At 36.9% G+C, this 13,982-nt stretch carries 19 protein-coding genes and 1 pseudogene; 16 read left to right on the top strand and 4 right to left on the bottom strand.

Annotated features, from left to right (window positions below; genetic code table 11):
• Window positions 1-16: 16 nt before the first annotated feature.
• The 3 genes and pseudogenes from B3R63_RS04035 to B3R63_RS04025 all read right to left on the bottom strand — a co-directional run bounded on the left by B3R63_RS04035 (window position 17) and on the right by B3R63_RS04025 (window position 2,802).
• Window positions 17-782: pseudogene (locus tag B3R63_RS04035) on the bottom strand (IS5-like element ISAba31 family transposase).
• A 77-nt stretch (window positions 783-859) separates the two neighbouring features.
• Window positions 860-2,026 (bottom strand): type I restriction endonuclease, encoded by a 1,167-nt coding sequence (locus B3R63_RS04030; RefSeq protein WP_286728371.1) that lies wholly within the window; start codon window positions 2,024-2,026, stop codon window positions 860-862.
• Window positions 2,027-2,109: 83 nt separating this feature from the next.
• Window positions 2,110-2,802 (bottom strand): XRE family transcriptional regulator, encoded by a 693-nt coding sequence (locus B3R63_RS04025; protein WP_286728370.1) that lies wholly within the window; start codon window positions 2,800-2,802, stop codon window positions 2,110-2,112.
• 370 nt (window positions 2,803-3,172) lie between these two features.
• Between B3R63_RS04025 and B3R63_RS04015 the strand changes: the two genes are divergently transcribed.
• From B3R63_RS04015 to B3R63_RS03980, 8 genes are read left to right on the top strand one after another with little or no spacing between them, the layout of a single operon-like run.
• Window positions 3,173-3,670: a phage regulatory CII family protein gene (locus B3R63_RS04015; RefSeq protein WP_017401040.1), complete on the top strand. Its 498-nt coding sequence runs from the start codon at window positions 3,173-3,175 to the stop codon at window positions 3,668-3,670.
• Between the two features lie 46 nt (window positions 3,671-3,716).
• Window positions 3,717-3,884 (top strand): hypothetical protein, encoded by a 168-nt coding sequence (locus B3R63_RS04010; RefSeq protein ID WP_017401039.1) that lies wholly within the window; start codon window positions 3,717-3,719, stop codon window positions 3,882-3,884.
• Window positions 3,881-4,180: a hypothetical protein gene (locus tag B3R63_RS04005; protein ID WP_046206326.1), complete on the top strand. Its 300-nt coding sequence runs from the start codon at window positions 3,881-3,883 to the stop codon at window positions 4,178-4,180. The genes B3R63_RS04010 and B3R63_RS04005 overlap by 4 nt, the downstream gene beginning before the upstream one ends.
• Window positions 4,177-5,139, top strand: a complete 963-nt coding sequence (locus B3R63_RS04000) for a replication protein (protein ID WP_286728369.1) — start codon at window positions 4,177-4,179, stop codon at window positions 5,137-5,139. The genes B3R63_RS04005 and B3R63_RS04000 overlap by 4 nt, the downstream gene beginning before the upstream one ends.
• Window positions 5,136-5,918, top strand: a complete 783-nt coding sequence (locus B3R63_RS03995; RefSeq protein WP_286728368.1) for an ATP-binding protein — start codon at window positions 5,136-5,138, stop codon at window positions 5,916-5,918. The genes B3R63_RS04000 and B3R63_RS03995 overlap by 4 nt, the downstream gene beginning before the upstream one ends.
• The gene (locus B3R63_RS03990; RefSeq protein WP_034675370.1) at window positions 5,915-6,748 is read left to right on the top strand and encodes a DNA adenine methylase; all 834 of its coding nucleotides are present in this window, start codon (window positions 5,915-5,917) and stop codon (window positions 6,746-6,748) included. Before B3R63_RS03995 ends, B3R63_RS03990 begins: the two co-directional genes overlap by 4 nt.
• Window positions 6,745-7,155, top strand: a complete 411-nt coding sequence (locus B3R63_RS03985) for a DUF559 domain-containing protein (RefSeq protein WP_286728367.1) — start codon at window positions 6,745-6,747, stop codon at window positions 7,153-7,155. Before B3R63_RS03990 ends, B3R63_RS03985 begins: the two co-directional genes overlap by 4 nt.
• The gene (locus B3R63_RS03980; protein ID WP_286728376.1) at window positions 7,155-7,631 is read left to right on the top strand and encodes a hypothetical protein; all 477 of its coding nucleotides are present in this window, start codon (window positions 7,155-7,157) and stop codon (window positions 7,629-7,631) included. The genes B3R63_RS03985 and B3R63_RS03980 overlap by 1 nt, the downstream gene beginning before the upstream one ends.
• Before the next feature lie 443 nt (window positions 7,632-8,074).
• On the opposite strand, the gene B3R63_RS03975 is transcribed toward B3R63_RS03980, so the two are convergent.
• A complete protein-coding gene (locus B3R63_RS03975; protein ID WP_248130869.1) occupies window positions 8,075-8,221 on the bottom strand; it encodes a hypothetical protein in 147 nt (48 codons plus the stop codon).
• Window positions 8,222-8,509: 288 nt separating this feature from the next.
• Here B3R63_RS03975 and B3R63_RS03970 point away from each other — a divergent pair, with 288 nt between their 5' ends.
• The 8 genes from B3R63_RS03970 to B3R63_RS03935 all read left to right on the top strand — a co-directional run bounded on the left by B3R63_RS03970 (window position 8,510) and on the right by B3R63_RS03935 (window position 13,951).
• The gene (locus B3R63_RS03970) at window positions 8,510-8,779 is read left to right on the top strand and encodes a hypothetical protein (RefSeq protein ID WP_248130868.1); all 270 of its coding nucleotides are present in this window, start codon (window positions 8,510-8,512) and stop codon (window positions 8,777-8,779) included.
• A gap of 295 nt (window positions 8,780-9,074) precedes the next feature.
• Window positions 9,075-10,229, top strand: a complete 1,155-nt coding sequence (locus B3R63_RS03965; RefSeq protein ID WP_265768628.1) for an OmpW/AlkL family protein — start codon at window positions 9,075-9,077, stop codon at window positions 10,227-10,229.
• 354 nt (window positions 10,230-10,583) lie between these two features.
• Window positions 10,584-10,850 (top strand): hypothetical protein, encoded by a 267-nt coding sequence (locus tag B3R63_RS03960; RefSeq protein WP_248130865.1) that lies wholly within the window; start codon window positions 10,584-10,586, stop codon window positions 10,848-10,850.
• Window positions 10,851-10,878: 28 nt separating this feature from the next.
• Complete coding sequence (locus tag B3R63_RS03955; RefSeq protein ID WP_286728366.1) at window positions 10,879-11,322, top strand: hypothetical protein; 444 nt, start codon at window positions 10,879-10,881, stop codon at window positions 11,320-11,322.
• A gap of 42 nt (window positions 11,323-11,364) precedes the next feature.
• Window positions 11,365-11,685: an I78 family peptidase inhibitor gene (locus B3R63_RS03950; protein ID WP_034675365.1), complete on the top strand. Its 321-nt coding sequence runs from the start codon at window positions 11,365-11,367 to the stop codon at window positions 11,683-11,685.
• Between the two features lie 359 nt (window positions 11,686-12,044).
• Window positions 12,045-12,485 (top strand): BLUF domain-containing protein, encoded by a 441-nt coding sequence (locus B3R63_RS03945; RefSeq protein WP_248122952.1) that lies wholly within the window; start codon window positions 12,045-12,047, stop codon window positions 12,483-12,485.
• 757 nt (window positions 12,486-13,242) lie between these two features.
• Window positions 13,243-13,485: a hypothetical protein gene (locus tag B3R63_RS03940; RefSeq protein ID WP_005019484.1), complete on the top strand. Its 243-nt coding sequence runs from the start codon at window positions 13,243-13,245 to the stop codon at window positions 13,483-13,485.
• Window positions 13,486-13,735: 250 nt separating this feature from the next.
• On the top strand, window positions 13,736-13,951 hold the full coding sequence (locus B3R63_RS03935) for a hypothetical protein (protein WP_005019487.1): 216 nt from the start codon (window positions 13,736-13,738) through the stop codon (window positions 13,949-13,951).
• The last annotated feature ends 31 nt before the right edge of the window (window positions 13,952-13,982 follow it).

The raw sequence follows: 13,982 nt of genomic DNA, 5'->3' as shown, positions 1-13,982 counted from the left end.
TAGGGTCTGTTGATACTTACTGTTCATAATTAACCCTATAAAGGTAACCATAAAAATATACAGGCTAAAGCAACAGAACTTTGATAATTTCTTTTGAGCTTGTCATATCGAGTAGCTATTCCTCTAAATTGCTTTAATCTACAAAACATATTTTCAACTAAATGCCTGACTTTATATAAATACCAGTCCATATGGTCATTGTTCGATTGGCTATTCGTTTTCTTTGGTATATTCGCTTTAGTCCCTGTTTTCCTGATCTGTTCACGCAGTGGTTCTGAATCATAGCCTTTATCTGCGCATACCACTTTTGTCTCTTTTAAATCTAATGTTGATATTAAATCAGGCGCAACTTTAACATCATGTGTGGTTCCATCGGTAATCATGAAATCAATAGGATTGCCATGTGCATCAACAATCAAATGTATTTTTGAGGAGTTTCCTCCTACACTTTTAGAAATAGATTGATTCGCTATGCCGGCAGAATGTTGATGAGCACGTACATGAGAGCCATCAATAAAAATCCACTCCATATCGGGGCATGAAGCTAGTAATTTGAATAATCTAAGTAACTTACCGCTGCTTGACCAACGATTAAAACGTTTGAAAATAGAGTTTGAATGACCAAAACAAGAAGGAATAACTCGCCACGGACAGCCTGTTCTAATTCTATAGAGAATAGCTTCAATAAAATTGCGTAAATTTGAGTTGTGGTGAATGGATAAATTACGCAGAATAACTTTCAACTTTTGCCAGTGTTGATCTGTCAGCATGGTACGAGGCATAGCGAATAGTAAAATTGGGTTTGGTGATTTGATTTTACTACTTCGCTATTTTTTTAAGCTAAAAGTGTCAACACACCCTAACTAGAAGTGCGCTTAAAATTTTCATCATTCATGCAGTGCTCAAGGCTATCTTTTAATACCCCCACCATGCGATATATATATTCTGGCTTTTCTAGGAAAATTTGTCCGTTATTTTGAACTTCTAAACCCGCTCGCTCTAGTTCGCTTCTACGTAAATCATCAATAGGAACAATAAATTGAATAGTATGCCGTTTTCGATTTACATCGTAACGAAACAACCATCTATTTGTCTTACCCTGAAAAAGTACAGAGTAATAACTTTCAGTATCTCTACCTTCCAAAGCAACACCAGGAAGTAATTCATTCACTATTCTTAATAATTCTTGCTCATCTTTTGTTGTAATAATTTTTTCATTATCTGGATTCACAATAAAGTCTGGTTTTTCTTCTATGATTTCTTTTGCTTTAGGCTCAACTATTTTTTGCTCAACTGGTTGTGCTGTAATAACTGTAGGAGAAGATAGTCCTTTAACTACTGTGTCACTAATTGCCTGCTGCACTGCTTGCTTAACAAATGGCTGTATAGACTCAAGAAATTTAGTATTTAGTTGTCGTTGAATACTTGCCTGTTGAGCAACATATCGAACAAAATCAATATCCACCTCATTAATGCTCTTTTTAATTACGGCTTTGAATTGCTGAATATATTGATTCTCTTCAGCAAAAAATCTTAATTTCTCTGCATGGAAGTTATCATGTTTAAATTCTGCCAGTTGGGTTAAATCTTCGGGATTGGCTTTGGTGAAGTCAATTGTTAGAAATGGCTTTTCATCCATTACATTTGTATTTATTAAATCTGTAAAAAAACGCCATTCTCTACCATTTGTAATCGCTCCAATGGTTACACCGAGACGGCTATTAAAATACCTTGATAACTGAGGAGCATGATTAGTTAGGTTAGCAACAAATGGCTTAGCCTCGATAAACATCACAGGTTGTCCATTGCAATACAATGCATAATCGACACGCTCTGTTGCTTTAACACCAGGAAAGTCTGCGGCAAATTCAGCCAATACTTTTGTTGGATCGTATGGATTGAATCCTAATATATCAAGTAATGGTAAAATTAATGCTTGTTTAGTTGTTTCCTCTGTAGTGCAGTGCTCACCAACTTTTTTTACATGTTCAATATGACTTTTAAGTCTTTGAATAAAATTTTCCATAAATACCCCATTTAATTATTATTTAGTTTTCAAGATTTTAGTTATTAAAATCTTGCTTACTGGAAAATAAGTTTTTATATTCCTTACCAGTTTTCCATTGATTGCCAAGACCATGCCCAACCTATTACTTCAAATTGCTGGTCAATAATATCTTGTGCAGTTAGTCGTTCTTCTGGATACTCTGCAGCATTATCACTGACGATTCGCACACCGCCCAAAGGTAACTGATAAAGCCTTTTAAATTTAAACAATCCGCCATGACAGACTGCAAATACTTTTCCATCTTTTATTGTTTTCCTATCTATATCTACATATACAATATCCCGATCCTTTATTGTTGGAAACATTGAGTCTCCTGTGGCCGGCATTGCTACACAATTATTACTATTAATATTTCGCTCCCTTAGCGGTGTACTACTTACCGTTATTCGCTTAGCTTCCTTTTCAAGCGCGTCAACAAATGACCCATCACCACATGAAAAAGCAACATCCTCGAAAAACTTAATTTCTACTTGATCATCAAGCGGAATAGAGTTCTTTAAGAACTCTCCTTCATTTTTTGTTTTGCTAGTTACTTCTTCTTTACCAGTTAAAAGGTATTTTGAAGAGGTGCCCAATGCCGCAGCAATAGAATCCATCTTTTCTGCAGAAGTACCTTTCTTATCATTTTCAAGATCAGAAATAGTTGATTGTCCCACCTTAGCAAGCTTGGCTAATTCCGGTTGGGAAAGGTTAAGCGATCGGCGCAAGGTACGAATACGGTTACCTATCGACATTTTTAATATCCTTTTTATCAATATCGCTATTGTGATACAAAAAAGTATCGCTTTGGCGGTTGATTAAATATCGCAATAAAGATAAATTATCACTATAGCAATTATCTGAGCTAACAAAATGACTGATTGGAGTCAATTAATTAACGATTTGCTTGATAAGCAACAGGGAGCAATGACCCAACAGCAAATTGCTGAAAGTGTTTCATGCTCTATATTTCCGATTTAAAAACCGGAAAAAAAGGAAAGCGAATTTCTTATTCAATTGCTGAAGGTCTGAAGCGTCTACACGAGCAAAAGATTAAACCTGCTGCTTAATATTTTTCCTTAAATATCGCCACAAGTAAACGTGAATAAACAGAAGGATTCACAGATGGAATTTAGCAAAGAAGCACAAGCTGCACTGTATAAGATGATCCGTCACACACCAGGTATTGATGCAAAACAGATTGCTGAAGTAATCGGCGACTCTCATAAAACCGTTCTGAATTACGGCAATCCGAATATGGATTATCAGCCGAGTCTTAAAAAATTTGAGGCCATGCTCGAATACACAGAAAACCCGGCGGTACTTAAAGTATGGGCCCATAAGCTGAATCTCGCGCTAATCCCGACAGGTTGCGAAGGCGACAAGCATCGAGAGTTATCTGTGATCGAGGCCATGATGCAGGCAAATATCTGTAACGGGCAGGCCAACCAGAAAGTCTATGAAGCTTATGAAGATGGTGTGATTACACCGGCAGAGTATGAAGAGATTCACGGTATTTTTACACGAATTATTGAGTTTGCTAAAGCGGCTGATCAAGCAGCTTACAAGCAAATGCAGAAATATACCGCTACTACACAAACCGTAAAAAATGAAAAAGCCTGACGTGCGAAATCAGGCTTTTTCTAACTCATACAGGCATGAATGAATTATGAAAAAGAATTTATCAGAACTCGCTAGCAATAGCAAACCTGTTGATCTGAAACAGGATAAAAGCAGTTCAATGGCTAAACCTCTTTTGAAAAGTCGTAAGGCCAAACGCTGCTTTGTCGAACCTGTAGCTCTGTTCGTGTCTTCACTACAGCAGGAGGCCCTATGAACTCTGCAATTAATAACGCTGATGCTGATTATAGACACTTACAGCAAGTGCAGTCTTTCTATGATCCGGCTTTAAGAATTCTTGATGAGCTGTTTAAGCGTAATCAAAACAATCTGCGTGTCCGAAATCAGGACGTAAACAACGCCGCTGTACGAAAAACTGATTTGGCTGAGCGGCTGGCGCGCCGTTGCCGTATTAATGACTGGATGGCCAGTGAAGTGGTGGCGAGTCTGGTGAAATCAGGAACGGTTGAAGCGTTTGGAGGCTATGTGAAGCCTAAGGCGGGTGAAGTATGACAGCAGCTCAAGTAATCCCGTTTAAACAGCCTCAGCAACCAGTTAGAGAGGCTCGAATGTCTACACAAAAGCAAGAGGGCTATACAGACCTCCCTAATTTTATTTGCGATGAAGGTTATCTAGCTGCATTAAGTGGCGAGGCTATCAAGTGCCTGATTTTCTTAAATCGCCACATCAATGGCTTTCATCTGGAGCAAAAATCCATGGGTGAGGCATTAGTGATGAAAGTTACCGGTATAAGAGATAATCGTACCATACGCAAATACATGGCTGAATTGGCTAAGTATCAACTGGTCAGTATCTATAAAGAAACTGGAAAAAGTAATGTCTACAGTCTTACTTTCGAAAACCGCTTACCTATTAAACCAGTAACACCCCATGTTAGTGGTCAGGAGCAACCAGTAACATCTCATGCTACTGGTCAAAACCTAAAACCAGTGACACGCCATGTAGCTGCATCTGATGTACCGGGTACATGCCATGCTACTGCACCAGTGACATCACATGCTACTGCCACCAGTGACATGGCATGTCACCCTGTAAAAGAAATATATTTAAAAGAAAATATTAAAAATATACATACACAGGTTCCGCCTGAGAAATCAGTGGATGAGGTCTTAAATCTCTGGACTCCAGATATCAATCAGCTCAACGCATGGTTGCAACGTTCAGGCGTTATGCCAATGACTGAATCCTTGGTTCAAGAACTGCTTCTTGAAATCAACGCTCACTACGAAACAAAACTCAAAGCTGAGCTGATCACAGATACCCAGATGTACATGAATTTTGTGAAATGGGTAAAACGTAGCTTTCAGAGACCTCCTGTAAAAACCAGATCCTCTGAAAACCGTAACCAGAAAACTAATACAAGCCTGAACGTCAATGAAGCATGGAATCAAATACCAGCTGTTGAATACGCAGCAGTGGAACAGGTTGACATCCCGGAGGACTTTGAATGAACGCTATGGCTATGCTCACAGGTGGACTTCAAAGCGTCCAGGAACTGTGCACTGAACACAACATTGCAAAAGTGAAAGCTGGACCAAACCAGATCTGCCCGCAGTGTGCGATTGAATTGGTAAATCAACAAAATCAGAACCGTCAGCACGAAGTAGACCAGATGGTTCGTGAAAAGCATTTTGCTGGCGCTACGCTTCCAGAACATCATGCAGGTTCACGGTTCAAGAACTATACCGTTAGACATGCAGGTCAGCAGAACGCAGTAAACAGTGCTGTCTCTTACGTTCAATCCATTTTGAGTGGCGTTAAAAATAACTTTGTGATGGTGGGTAAGACCGGTACAGGAAAAACTCATCTGGCTTGTGCTTCAGCGCGTACATTGCTCACTAGAGGGATGTATGCCCGTTATATCACCAGTGAGGAAATGGCACAGCGAATCATGGATGCATGGGACAAAAAGAATCCGGACATCACCGAGAAATCAGTGATTCATGAGTTTACCCAGTATGACCTACTAATCCTGGATGAATACGGACTGCATGATCGGGATAAGCGCCGTGAACTGGTCCATAAAGTTTTATATGCACGTTATGACCGTATGAAGCCAACCATGCTGATTTCAAACATGACATTACATGACACAAAAGATGGCACCGGAAAAACTATACCTGGACTGATTTCAGATTTGGGAGATCGTTTATGGTCCAGATTTCAGCAGGGTAGCCTGACTGTGGTCGAATGCAATTGGGCTGATGCTCGACTAGGGGGTGCAATATGAAGCACCCATTGATCCGGTACCACGGCGGGAAATTTCGTTTAGCGCATTGGGTAATTGCTCATATGCCGAACCATAACTGTTACACAGAGACATTCGGCGGAGCAGCTGGAGTTCTTCTGCAAAAGCCACGAGCGTACGCCGAGGTTTATAACGACCTTGATGGCGATATCGTCAATCTATTTAAGGTACTTCGAAGTTCTAGCTCGAGAGAAAAACTTATTGAGCAATTAATCCTAACGCCTTACAGCCGTGAAGAATTTGAAAACTCTTGGGAGGTTGCTGAAGATTCAATAGAGCGTGCACGCCGTACAATTATTCGAGCTCAGATGGGCTTTGGTTCTGCTGGAGCCACTAAGGGTATTACAGGCTTTCGTATTGATACTAAGCGCCAGTACGGCACAGCACAATCACTGTGGGCTACATATCCAGAACATCTGAGCGTAATCGGCCAAAGGCTTAGCGGTGTTTTGATCGAGAACCGTCCGGCAATCCAAATTTTAAAAGATCACGATGCACCAACTACTTTGCATTATGTTGACCCGCCGTATGTCCACGATACCCGATACGAAGGTGCAAAAATTGGACGTGTCTATCGCCACGAAATGGGTGATGCAGAACATAAAGAATTACTTGAAACACTACTCGATCTAGAAGGAATGGTCATGCTTTCGGGTTACCCGAGTGAATTTTATGACGATACGTTGAAAGGGTGGCAGCGTGTAGAAACTAAGGCTCGTATTTCGTCCGGTCGCGGCACCGACCTTAGAACGGAATGCATATGGTTAAACCCAGCTGCTCAGTATAGAGATTTATTTGGGACTTCTGTATGACCAGCATATCAGTAGCTGAATACCACAAACTCTATGGTACCAAGACACGTAAAAAGGCCAAGCGGCAGAACAAAATGAAGGGAGAGAAGGTTGAAAGTGAGGGAGAGGCAAAGCTGGCCAGCGATCTTAAAGCGCTCAAGATTGGCTTCGTACAGGAGTTTTACTTTCATCCTAAACGACAATGGCGAGCAGACTTTCATATTTTAGAAACAAAGATTTTAGTTGAGGTGGAAGGCGGGATCTGGACAGGTGGCAGGCATACACGGGGTAAAGGGTTTATTCACGATATGGAAAAGTATAATGCGGCTACAGTGCTGGGTTATCAGGTTTTACGGTTTAGTACAGAGCAAGTGAAAAGCGGTTTGGCGGTTCGGCAGATTGAAAGGTTATTAGGGGGCTTTAAGTGATGAATGCAGCAGTAACAATTATGCAAACAACGGATTGGACACGTTTTAGTACTGAGGACTGGTTCCGTCAATTTGGTGCCTGGATGAATGGCAATACTGAAGTCAAGCGTCTGGTCTACAAATCATTGCCCACGCGTAAGTTGAACCAGAAACAACGTGAGCAGCTCATTGCAAAATATATGAATGATGAAAGTTTTAGAGAACCAGTTGTACGCCGTGGAGTGACCTGTCAAATAACCGACAATGAGGCAAGAGCATTTCAACGGATTATTTTAGATATACGGCAGATTGAGAGTGAACCATTACAAGAGTGGATGGATGTAGTTTGGGCACGCTTTGTTATGAATGAGTCAGTAAGAGAAATTGCTACCAATAGAGAAACGTCAATTATCCAGATCCAACAAGATACCAAGTGTGGATTAGCCTTTATCTCTGGCCGCTACCCTAATCTTATTTCTGGTTTACTCAAAAAGTAGTGCTTGCTTGTATATACGGGTTATGGCATATTTGTGATAACTTGGCGAATTTGTATATAACCGCCACTAAATAAAGCTCGCTAATGCGAGTTTTTTTACGCTTAAAATAAAATGTAATATAAAAACAGGGAGTATTGAATGTTGATTGGGGTGGGTTTTTTATATAAACCGAGCTCATGTGGTTTCAGTAGAAATTATAGAACATAAGGCAGGTGTCTTTACAGTTCATCTAAAGCTGACTTTAACTAGCTATGAAGCTAAAGGGTATAGAAATATTGATTTCAAGAGTTAGACTAACGCCAAGAATTTAATTGAGAAACTAGCTGGCACTATAAATTTATTGTAAATTTAGAGTGATTTTGAATAAAAAAAATGGAGTCCGCGTTTAGCAACAGACCCCAATAAACTTTAGAATTACTATATAACTTTGTTTAAGATCTTACTTAATTTTTATTTTGTGGTTCATTCGGGGTAGGAGACTTTTCATCTTGCTTCACTTCATCAGGGGTCTGCGGTGAGATTTCCGGAGTAGGCTCAGTTGTATCATTGTCTTTTGTAGCTTTTTCGGAAAAATCTTTAAAATTAGACATTTTAATCTTCTTTATTATGTGAAGGAAATTCATCATGCTCTTTTATATCCACTTACACTAAGGTAGTTGTGAGAGTGGTGTGTGAGGTATGTGTCTTTTACATACGAAACGTATTACTGGCTTAATGATTGCTGAGCTTTATATGAAGTATAAAATTGGTTTTTACAGTATATTTTAAAAATAAGTGGGAAAATTTTTACAGAAAGCTTAAGAAACTATTGAGTATTTTTATTTTAATTAACCCAAAATAAGCCTCCCTTTGAAAAGCTGTGTCTTTAGAGAAAAACAATGCCTAGAAACAACTTTTTACCAGCGCTGGAGCAGGTTTATGACTTTTTACAAGAGCGCCCTGGTTTTAGGAATGAAAGTGATTTTACAAAAGCTGTAGAGTATTTTAGAACTTTACATGAAGAGGCTCCTGAAGAATTCAGAGTTCAGGCACCTAGTACCGTTAGAGGTAAATTTGGCAATAAAGAAATAATTAACTTAGGGGTGATGCCAAACTTTACTAATAAAAATAAGTTTGTTAATTGGGTGGATACTCAAATCAACTCCTAATATCTAATCATGAGAAAAGCTCACTGAAACGTGGGCTTTTTTATTACTATTAATAGTAAGTGTTACTCAAGTTTTTATAGCTATTTTATATAATAAACAGAATAAATAAATGTAAATTTACTGTTTAAATTCATATAAATAATTTTATTGTTAGACAATATCTATTACATATTAAAAATAACAAAATGAAATATAAATACTTTTTATCTGTTTTTTGTTTAATTTTTAAAAAATAAGCGTATAACAGGGCTTAAGACATAGGGAATGTCTCATAATAAGATAATTAGGTATAAATATGAAAGTTTCAAAAAGTTGGATCAATCCTGTTCTGATGGGTATTCTTATAGCTAGCTCACAAGCCAGTCATGCAGAATTTAAACGTTTTTCAGTATCGGCTGGTTGGTTGCATGTAATGCCTCAGGGTAAGGCTAATCCTTTTAATATTAATACAGCTGTAAAACCAAGGACTGATTATGGGGTCGGCAGTATATCTCAACAGTCTTTTCTTGATGCAATTAATCCTAATGCAGTAATGAGTGATGGAGTCACGCCTACGCAAGAATTTCTGGGACAAACATTTGAAGTGGTTATGCCTGGAGTACCTAGCGTTGCTCAAATATTAGGTCTATTGGAAGATAATGATCCCTTAAGCCCTAATAGTGCTGCATCAAACTTATCGGCTAATACGACAGGGACAGTACAACTTGAAGGCATAGATCAGTGGAGGAACGATGGAACTGGTTTAGAAGCTGAGGATGTTGATACATTAGGCCTGACATTTAGCTATTACGTGAACGACAATGTCTCTTTGCAGGTAATTGGCGGTATACCACCTAAGGTAGATATCAAAGGTAAAGGGGAGATTGTCGCGAATATGACTGGACAAGCCAGTCCAAATGAGATTATAGCCGGACTTTTTCCAGGGGGAAAATTAGATCTCCAACAAGATATTCCTATTACTAATTTGGGTAATAAAAATAAAGCTTCATCTGTACGGGCATGGACACCGGCGATTGAAGTCCAATATCAGTTTGGGAAGACTGGAGTAAACAAATTCCGTCCATATATTGGAGCCGGAATAATGTATGCCTATTTCAACGATATTAAATTAAATCCCGAGATAGAAACTGATTTAATTAATGCGGGTCATATGATTCAAAATATCATTGATAATAGAGCTGGAGCAGCGTTAGATGGAAAACTTTCAAGCGCTGATCCATATGTAAAAGTAGAAACTACTCAAGCGATTGCTCCAATAGTAACTTTGGGGGCAACATATGACTTAAATTCAAATTGGTATGGAGTCGCTTCAGTATCCTATGCAAAATTAAGTAATCATGCAGATATTGATGTATTTGACTCAAATACAGGACGACAGTTAATTCATTCAAGAACCAAGATAGATATTGATCCTCTTATTACTTATCTCGGGGTAGGCTATCGTTTTTAAAAAATTGTTAACTTGGAAGATATGTATTTAACCGGCCTTTTTTCGGTGAATAAACCTTGCTATATGAGATTATTGGCGAGGTTTTATTTTTGCCTATATTGACCTTGATCAGGGCAAATGCTATTTTTGTTTTATAGTGGTGGAAGTATAAATGAAAACCACAGCAAAATTCTAAAAGCTCACTAAATAGTGGGCTTTTTTTATTTTAAAAAAACTTAACATTCAGGCATTACAAAAGATACTTTCACTTCCTCTAATTGGGCTAAATTATTAAGAGGTTTATATGCTTTTAAAACAAGCAGGTATTCCTTTATTAAGACTTGCTTCTGTCAACAAAGTCTAAGAGAGGTTCTTATGTCAGCCCAGTCAACTTATTATATCGGCGGTATGTATAACGGTCAGATGGTAGAGCCATCACATTTAGGCTCGGAAGAGATCCTCAAATTTATTGAAGAATTTACGGCACAAGACAAAGAAACACTGTTGTATAAAAGGGTTCAAATCAATAAGGATGGCACTATTAAGTCTTTTTACTTGCTGGAAGGCGCAGAGCCTTCAGAATACAAAGAGTTAATTTTTAATATCTGGTCAGATGTGCCAGTAGATGTTTATAGTATTTAAAAATAATAACAATGTTGTGGTTAATGGAATGAAGAATTATCAAAGATTAGCTAAAGAGACCTATTTAAAAGTATATAGAGAGTATGGCTTTACCTCTAACGGCTTGAGAGATCTGAATCTCTTGCTGGCTGAGCTGGAAGCTAAAACTAAAAATAAGACTATCAAAGTTCCTTTCAATAGCATGTATTTAAAAAATCTAAAACCCATAGAAAAATGGGGGGTAAAAAGAAAGGTGGATTTTAGCGTGATCCCTGATCGGGAACTTACCCAAAGTTTTATTGATTGGTATGTAAACCTGATTGAAACTATATTTACACAAAAAGAAAAAACCTTTCCTCTAGCGGATGAAAAAGAGGAAGGCTATCAAGATATTGTGAACTACTTTAAAAGAAAGAACTCTTCAGTAAAAGCTAGATCTGATAACTTTTATAAAAAAGTGCATAAGAGAACACAACAGCTAAAAGCAGATTGATGATTCACTATTTACTAAATACCCACCGTGAAGTTCCAAAATATGAAAAAATTTATTGCTTCAGGATTTTTACTGACGGTTCTCTGTGCATGTTCAAATTATCAGTCAGATATTGATCACGTATCTGAACAAAAAACAGATAAACAAGCAGAAGATACACTCCATGAGTGTTTGCCACTTCGGGCCAAAGAGCTTGTAGGGAGAACTGATTTAAGTGATCAGGAAATCAAAAAGATGACCAATTCAGAGATACTTCGCTATGCAAGAGTAGGTGAGGCTGTTACAGAAGATTATCGACCAAACCGGATTACAGTTATTAAGGCTTCAAATACCAACAAGATCATTGACGCTTCATGTGGTTAGAAAGAAAGGGGGCGAATTACTGTTTATCTGTATTGATCTTGATTAAAATGAGTTCTATTTGCATTGATTACAAATTAGTCTTTATCACTAGTATCTTTAACTAATTGTTTGAACTAATATTGCGCTTAAATTTCGGGGATATATCTTCTTTGAGTCTTAAATCATTCTTTGGTTTAACTCAATTGCGTTACCTATTGCATTTTCAACAAAGCTGACTTGGATAAATGAAAATTTTATCTTTAGGGACCTTACATCACAAACTAAACACCTTGCAGCTATAAGTAATTACTTACAAAAATTTTAAAATGTTTTTTTACGATTTTTATGTGGTTACTATTTAGTTAGGTCAGGAGGTTAATGTGGAAGATGTAAGATTGTTGTATGTAAGTAAGCTAAAAGATTGTGCCAACCCTATGAATGAGCTGTTCAACATTCTTACTGAAGCATTAAACTTTAATACGCCTCATAAGATTTATGGTGCTCTCTATTACGGCAATGGCTACTTTGTCCAATGCCTTGAAGGGGAGAGGAAAAAAGTTGAACATCTTTATTTTCAGAAGATTCTTAAAGATCCACGTCATGAAGAATGTGAAGTACTGTTCTTAGAAAATATTGATGAACGAATGTTCTCCAAATGGCATATGAAATATGCGAGCTATCATAAAGATGTTATAAATTTCTTTATGGATAAGCATAAAGAGAGCTTTAATCCCTATTTGTTGACTAATGAAACTATTCCTGACTTTGTAGATTTATTATCTCGACAGCCCGACAGTTTTTATACCTTAAGCCATAGTTGATTTATTCTGTTTCAATATTAAGTTAGCTTATTTAATTTTTTAAAAAGTTATTCAATTAATCTTGAAGATATATAAAAATAAAACCTGCCCCGCAGGTTTTATTTTTATATATTGGATCAGAGAATAAGAACATGCTTGAAGAACTAGCAAATAAAAGAATATTAGTGAGTGAATACGATACATACTATTAACTCTATTATCCAAAAAAATTACTCAAGAAACTCGATATTTTGTCTATATTCAAATGACCCTTTTTACTTAAGGGTACTTTGGTAACCTACTTTAATTGTCTTTTCTCCCTGAAAGAAAGGCTCTTAAAGTTTTAATGAATTTGTATACACTTAGTTCTATACAAATCCTCATTAGCCTATCCTTAAGAGGATAGGTTTTTTTTATTCATAAGATTTTAGTTGGAGACAGATTTTTAGAAATTTGTTTATATTGTTTATTTAAAAATCTCTAATTTAATTTCAAGCTATGTTTAATAAATAAACAACATGAGATACATTAAGCATATCGTTATTGCTATTAAAACAACTACATATATTTGAATTTTAAATTATATTAATATTAATTCTATCACTTTCCTTCCGATAGAAGAGTGTGTGTAGTAGTACCCCTTAACCTGCTTTTACCTCTATGAAAGCAGGTTTTTTTAACCCTTCATTATTAGTTTATTAGCTTTAAATATCCATCTACCGAAAGCTCATATCACTCCCAGTATGAGCTTTTCTATTTAATGAGAGAGATTTTAAATATGAGTGATTCAGATATACTGAAAACATTACAGGTGTTAGAGAAAACACATGGTAATTCAAAAGAGGTTGTTTATAGCGCTCATCTCTCTGATGAATGCGTATATTTGTTTTCAGATATAGGATATGCCGGAAATAATCCTACTCCCAGGCATGAGTGGCGCATGAATAAGGCAGATCCTGATTTGGAAATAAAGTTAAAGAGTGCGGTTCAGCTTATTCTGGATGAAGCCCAAGTGGCTTAAGGATAATGGGTGAACTGAAAGTATGAAAGGAATTAACTTTATTATTGAAGATCTCATAAGCTCTAAACACCTTATGAGATCTTTTAAAATTTATTCTCATAACTACAGATCAAATCCTAGATTTTTTAAAATAACTTATGCAATCTATTTGATTAAATTAATTAAAATTACTTAGACATTTATACTATATTTATTTTGCTAGGGCTCTGATATAGCTAGGTGTTTGCCGAAAAATTAAGAAGTTTTTATCATGTCTAATTATAGAATTACTTATGAAAGATTAATCTCTAGTATCAATAATAAGCTGGAAGTAAATAAAAACACGGCTATAAGTTTTGAAGAGAAATATTCTGATATTGAGCCTGGAGTAGTAGAGAAACTGGAAATTTACTATGATGCTAAAGGGTATGAGTTTGACTGGCTAGAAGAAGATAACTTATTGGTGGTGCTTATAACACCTAAATAACTGAACAATAGTTTTAAGCCACCTACGGGTG

It is taken from the genome of Acinetobacter sp. UBA1297 (assembly GCF_002307755.1).
In the GTDB taxonomy this organism is placed as follows: domain Bacteria; phylum Pseudomonadota; class Gammaproteobacteria; order Pseudomonadales; family Moraxellaceae; genus Acinetobacter; species Acinetobacter radioresistens.
Note: the sequence above shows the minus strand (reverse complement) of the source record. Positions and strands in the feature narration are given on the sequence as shown.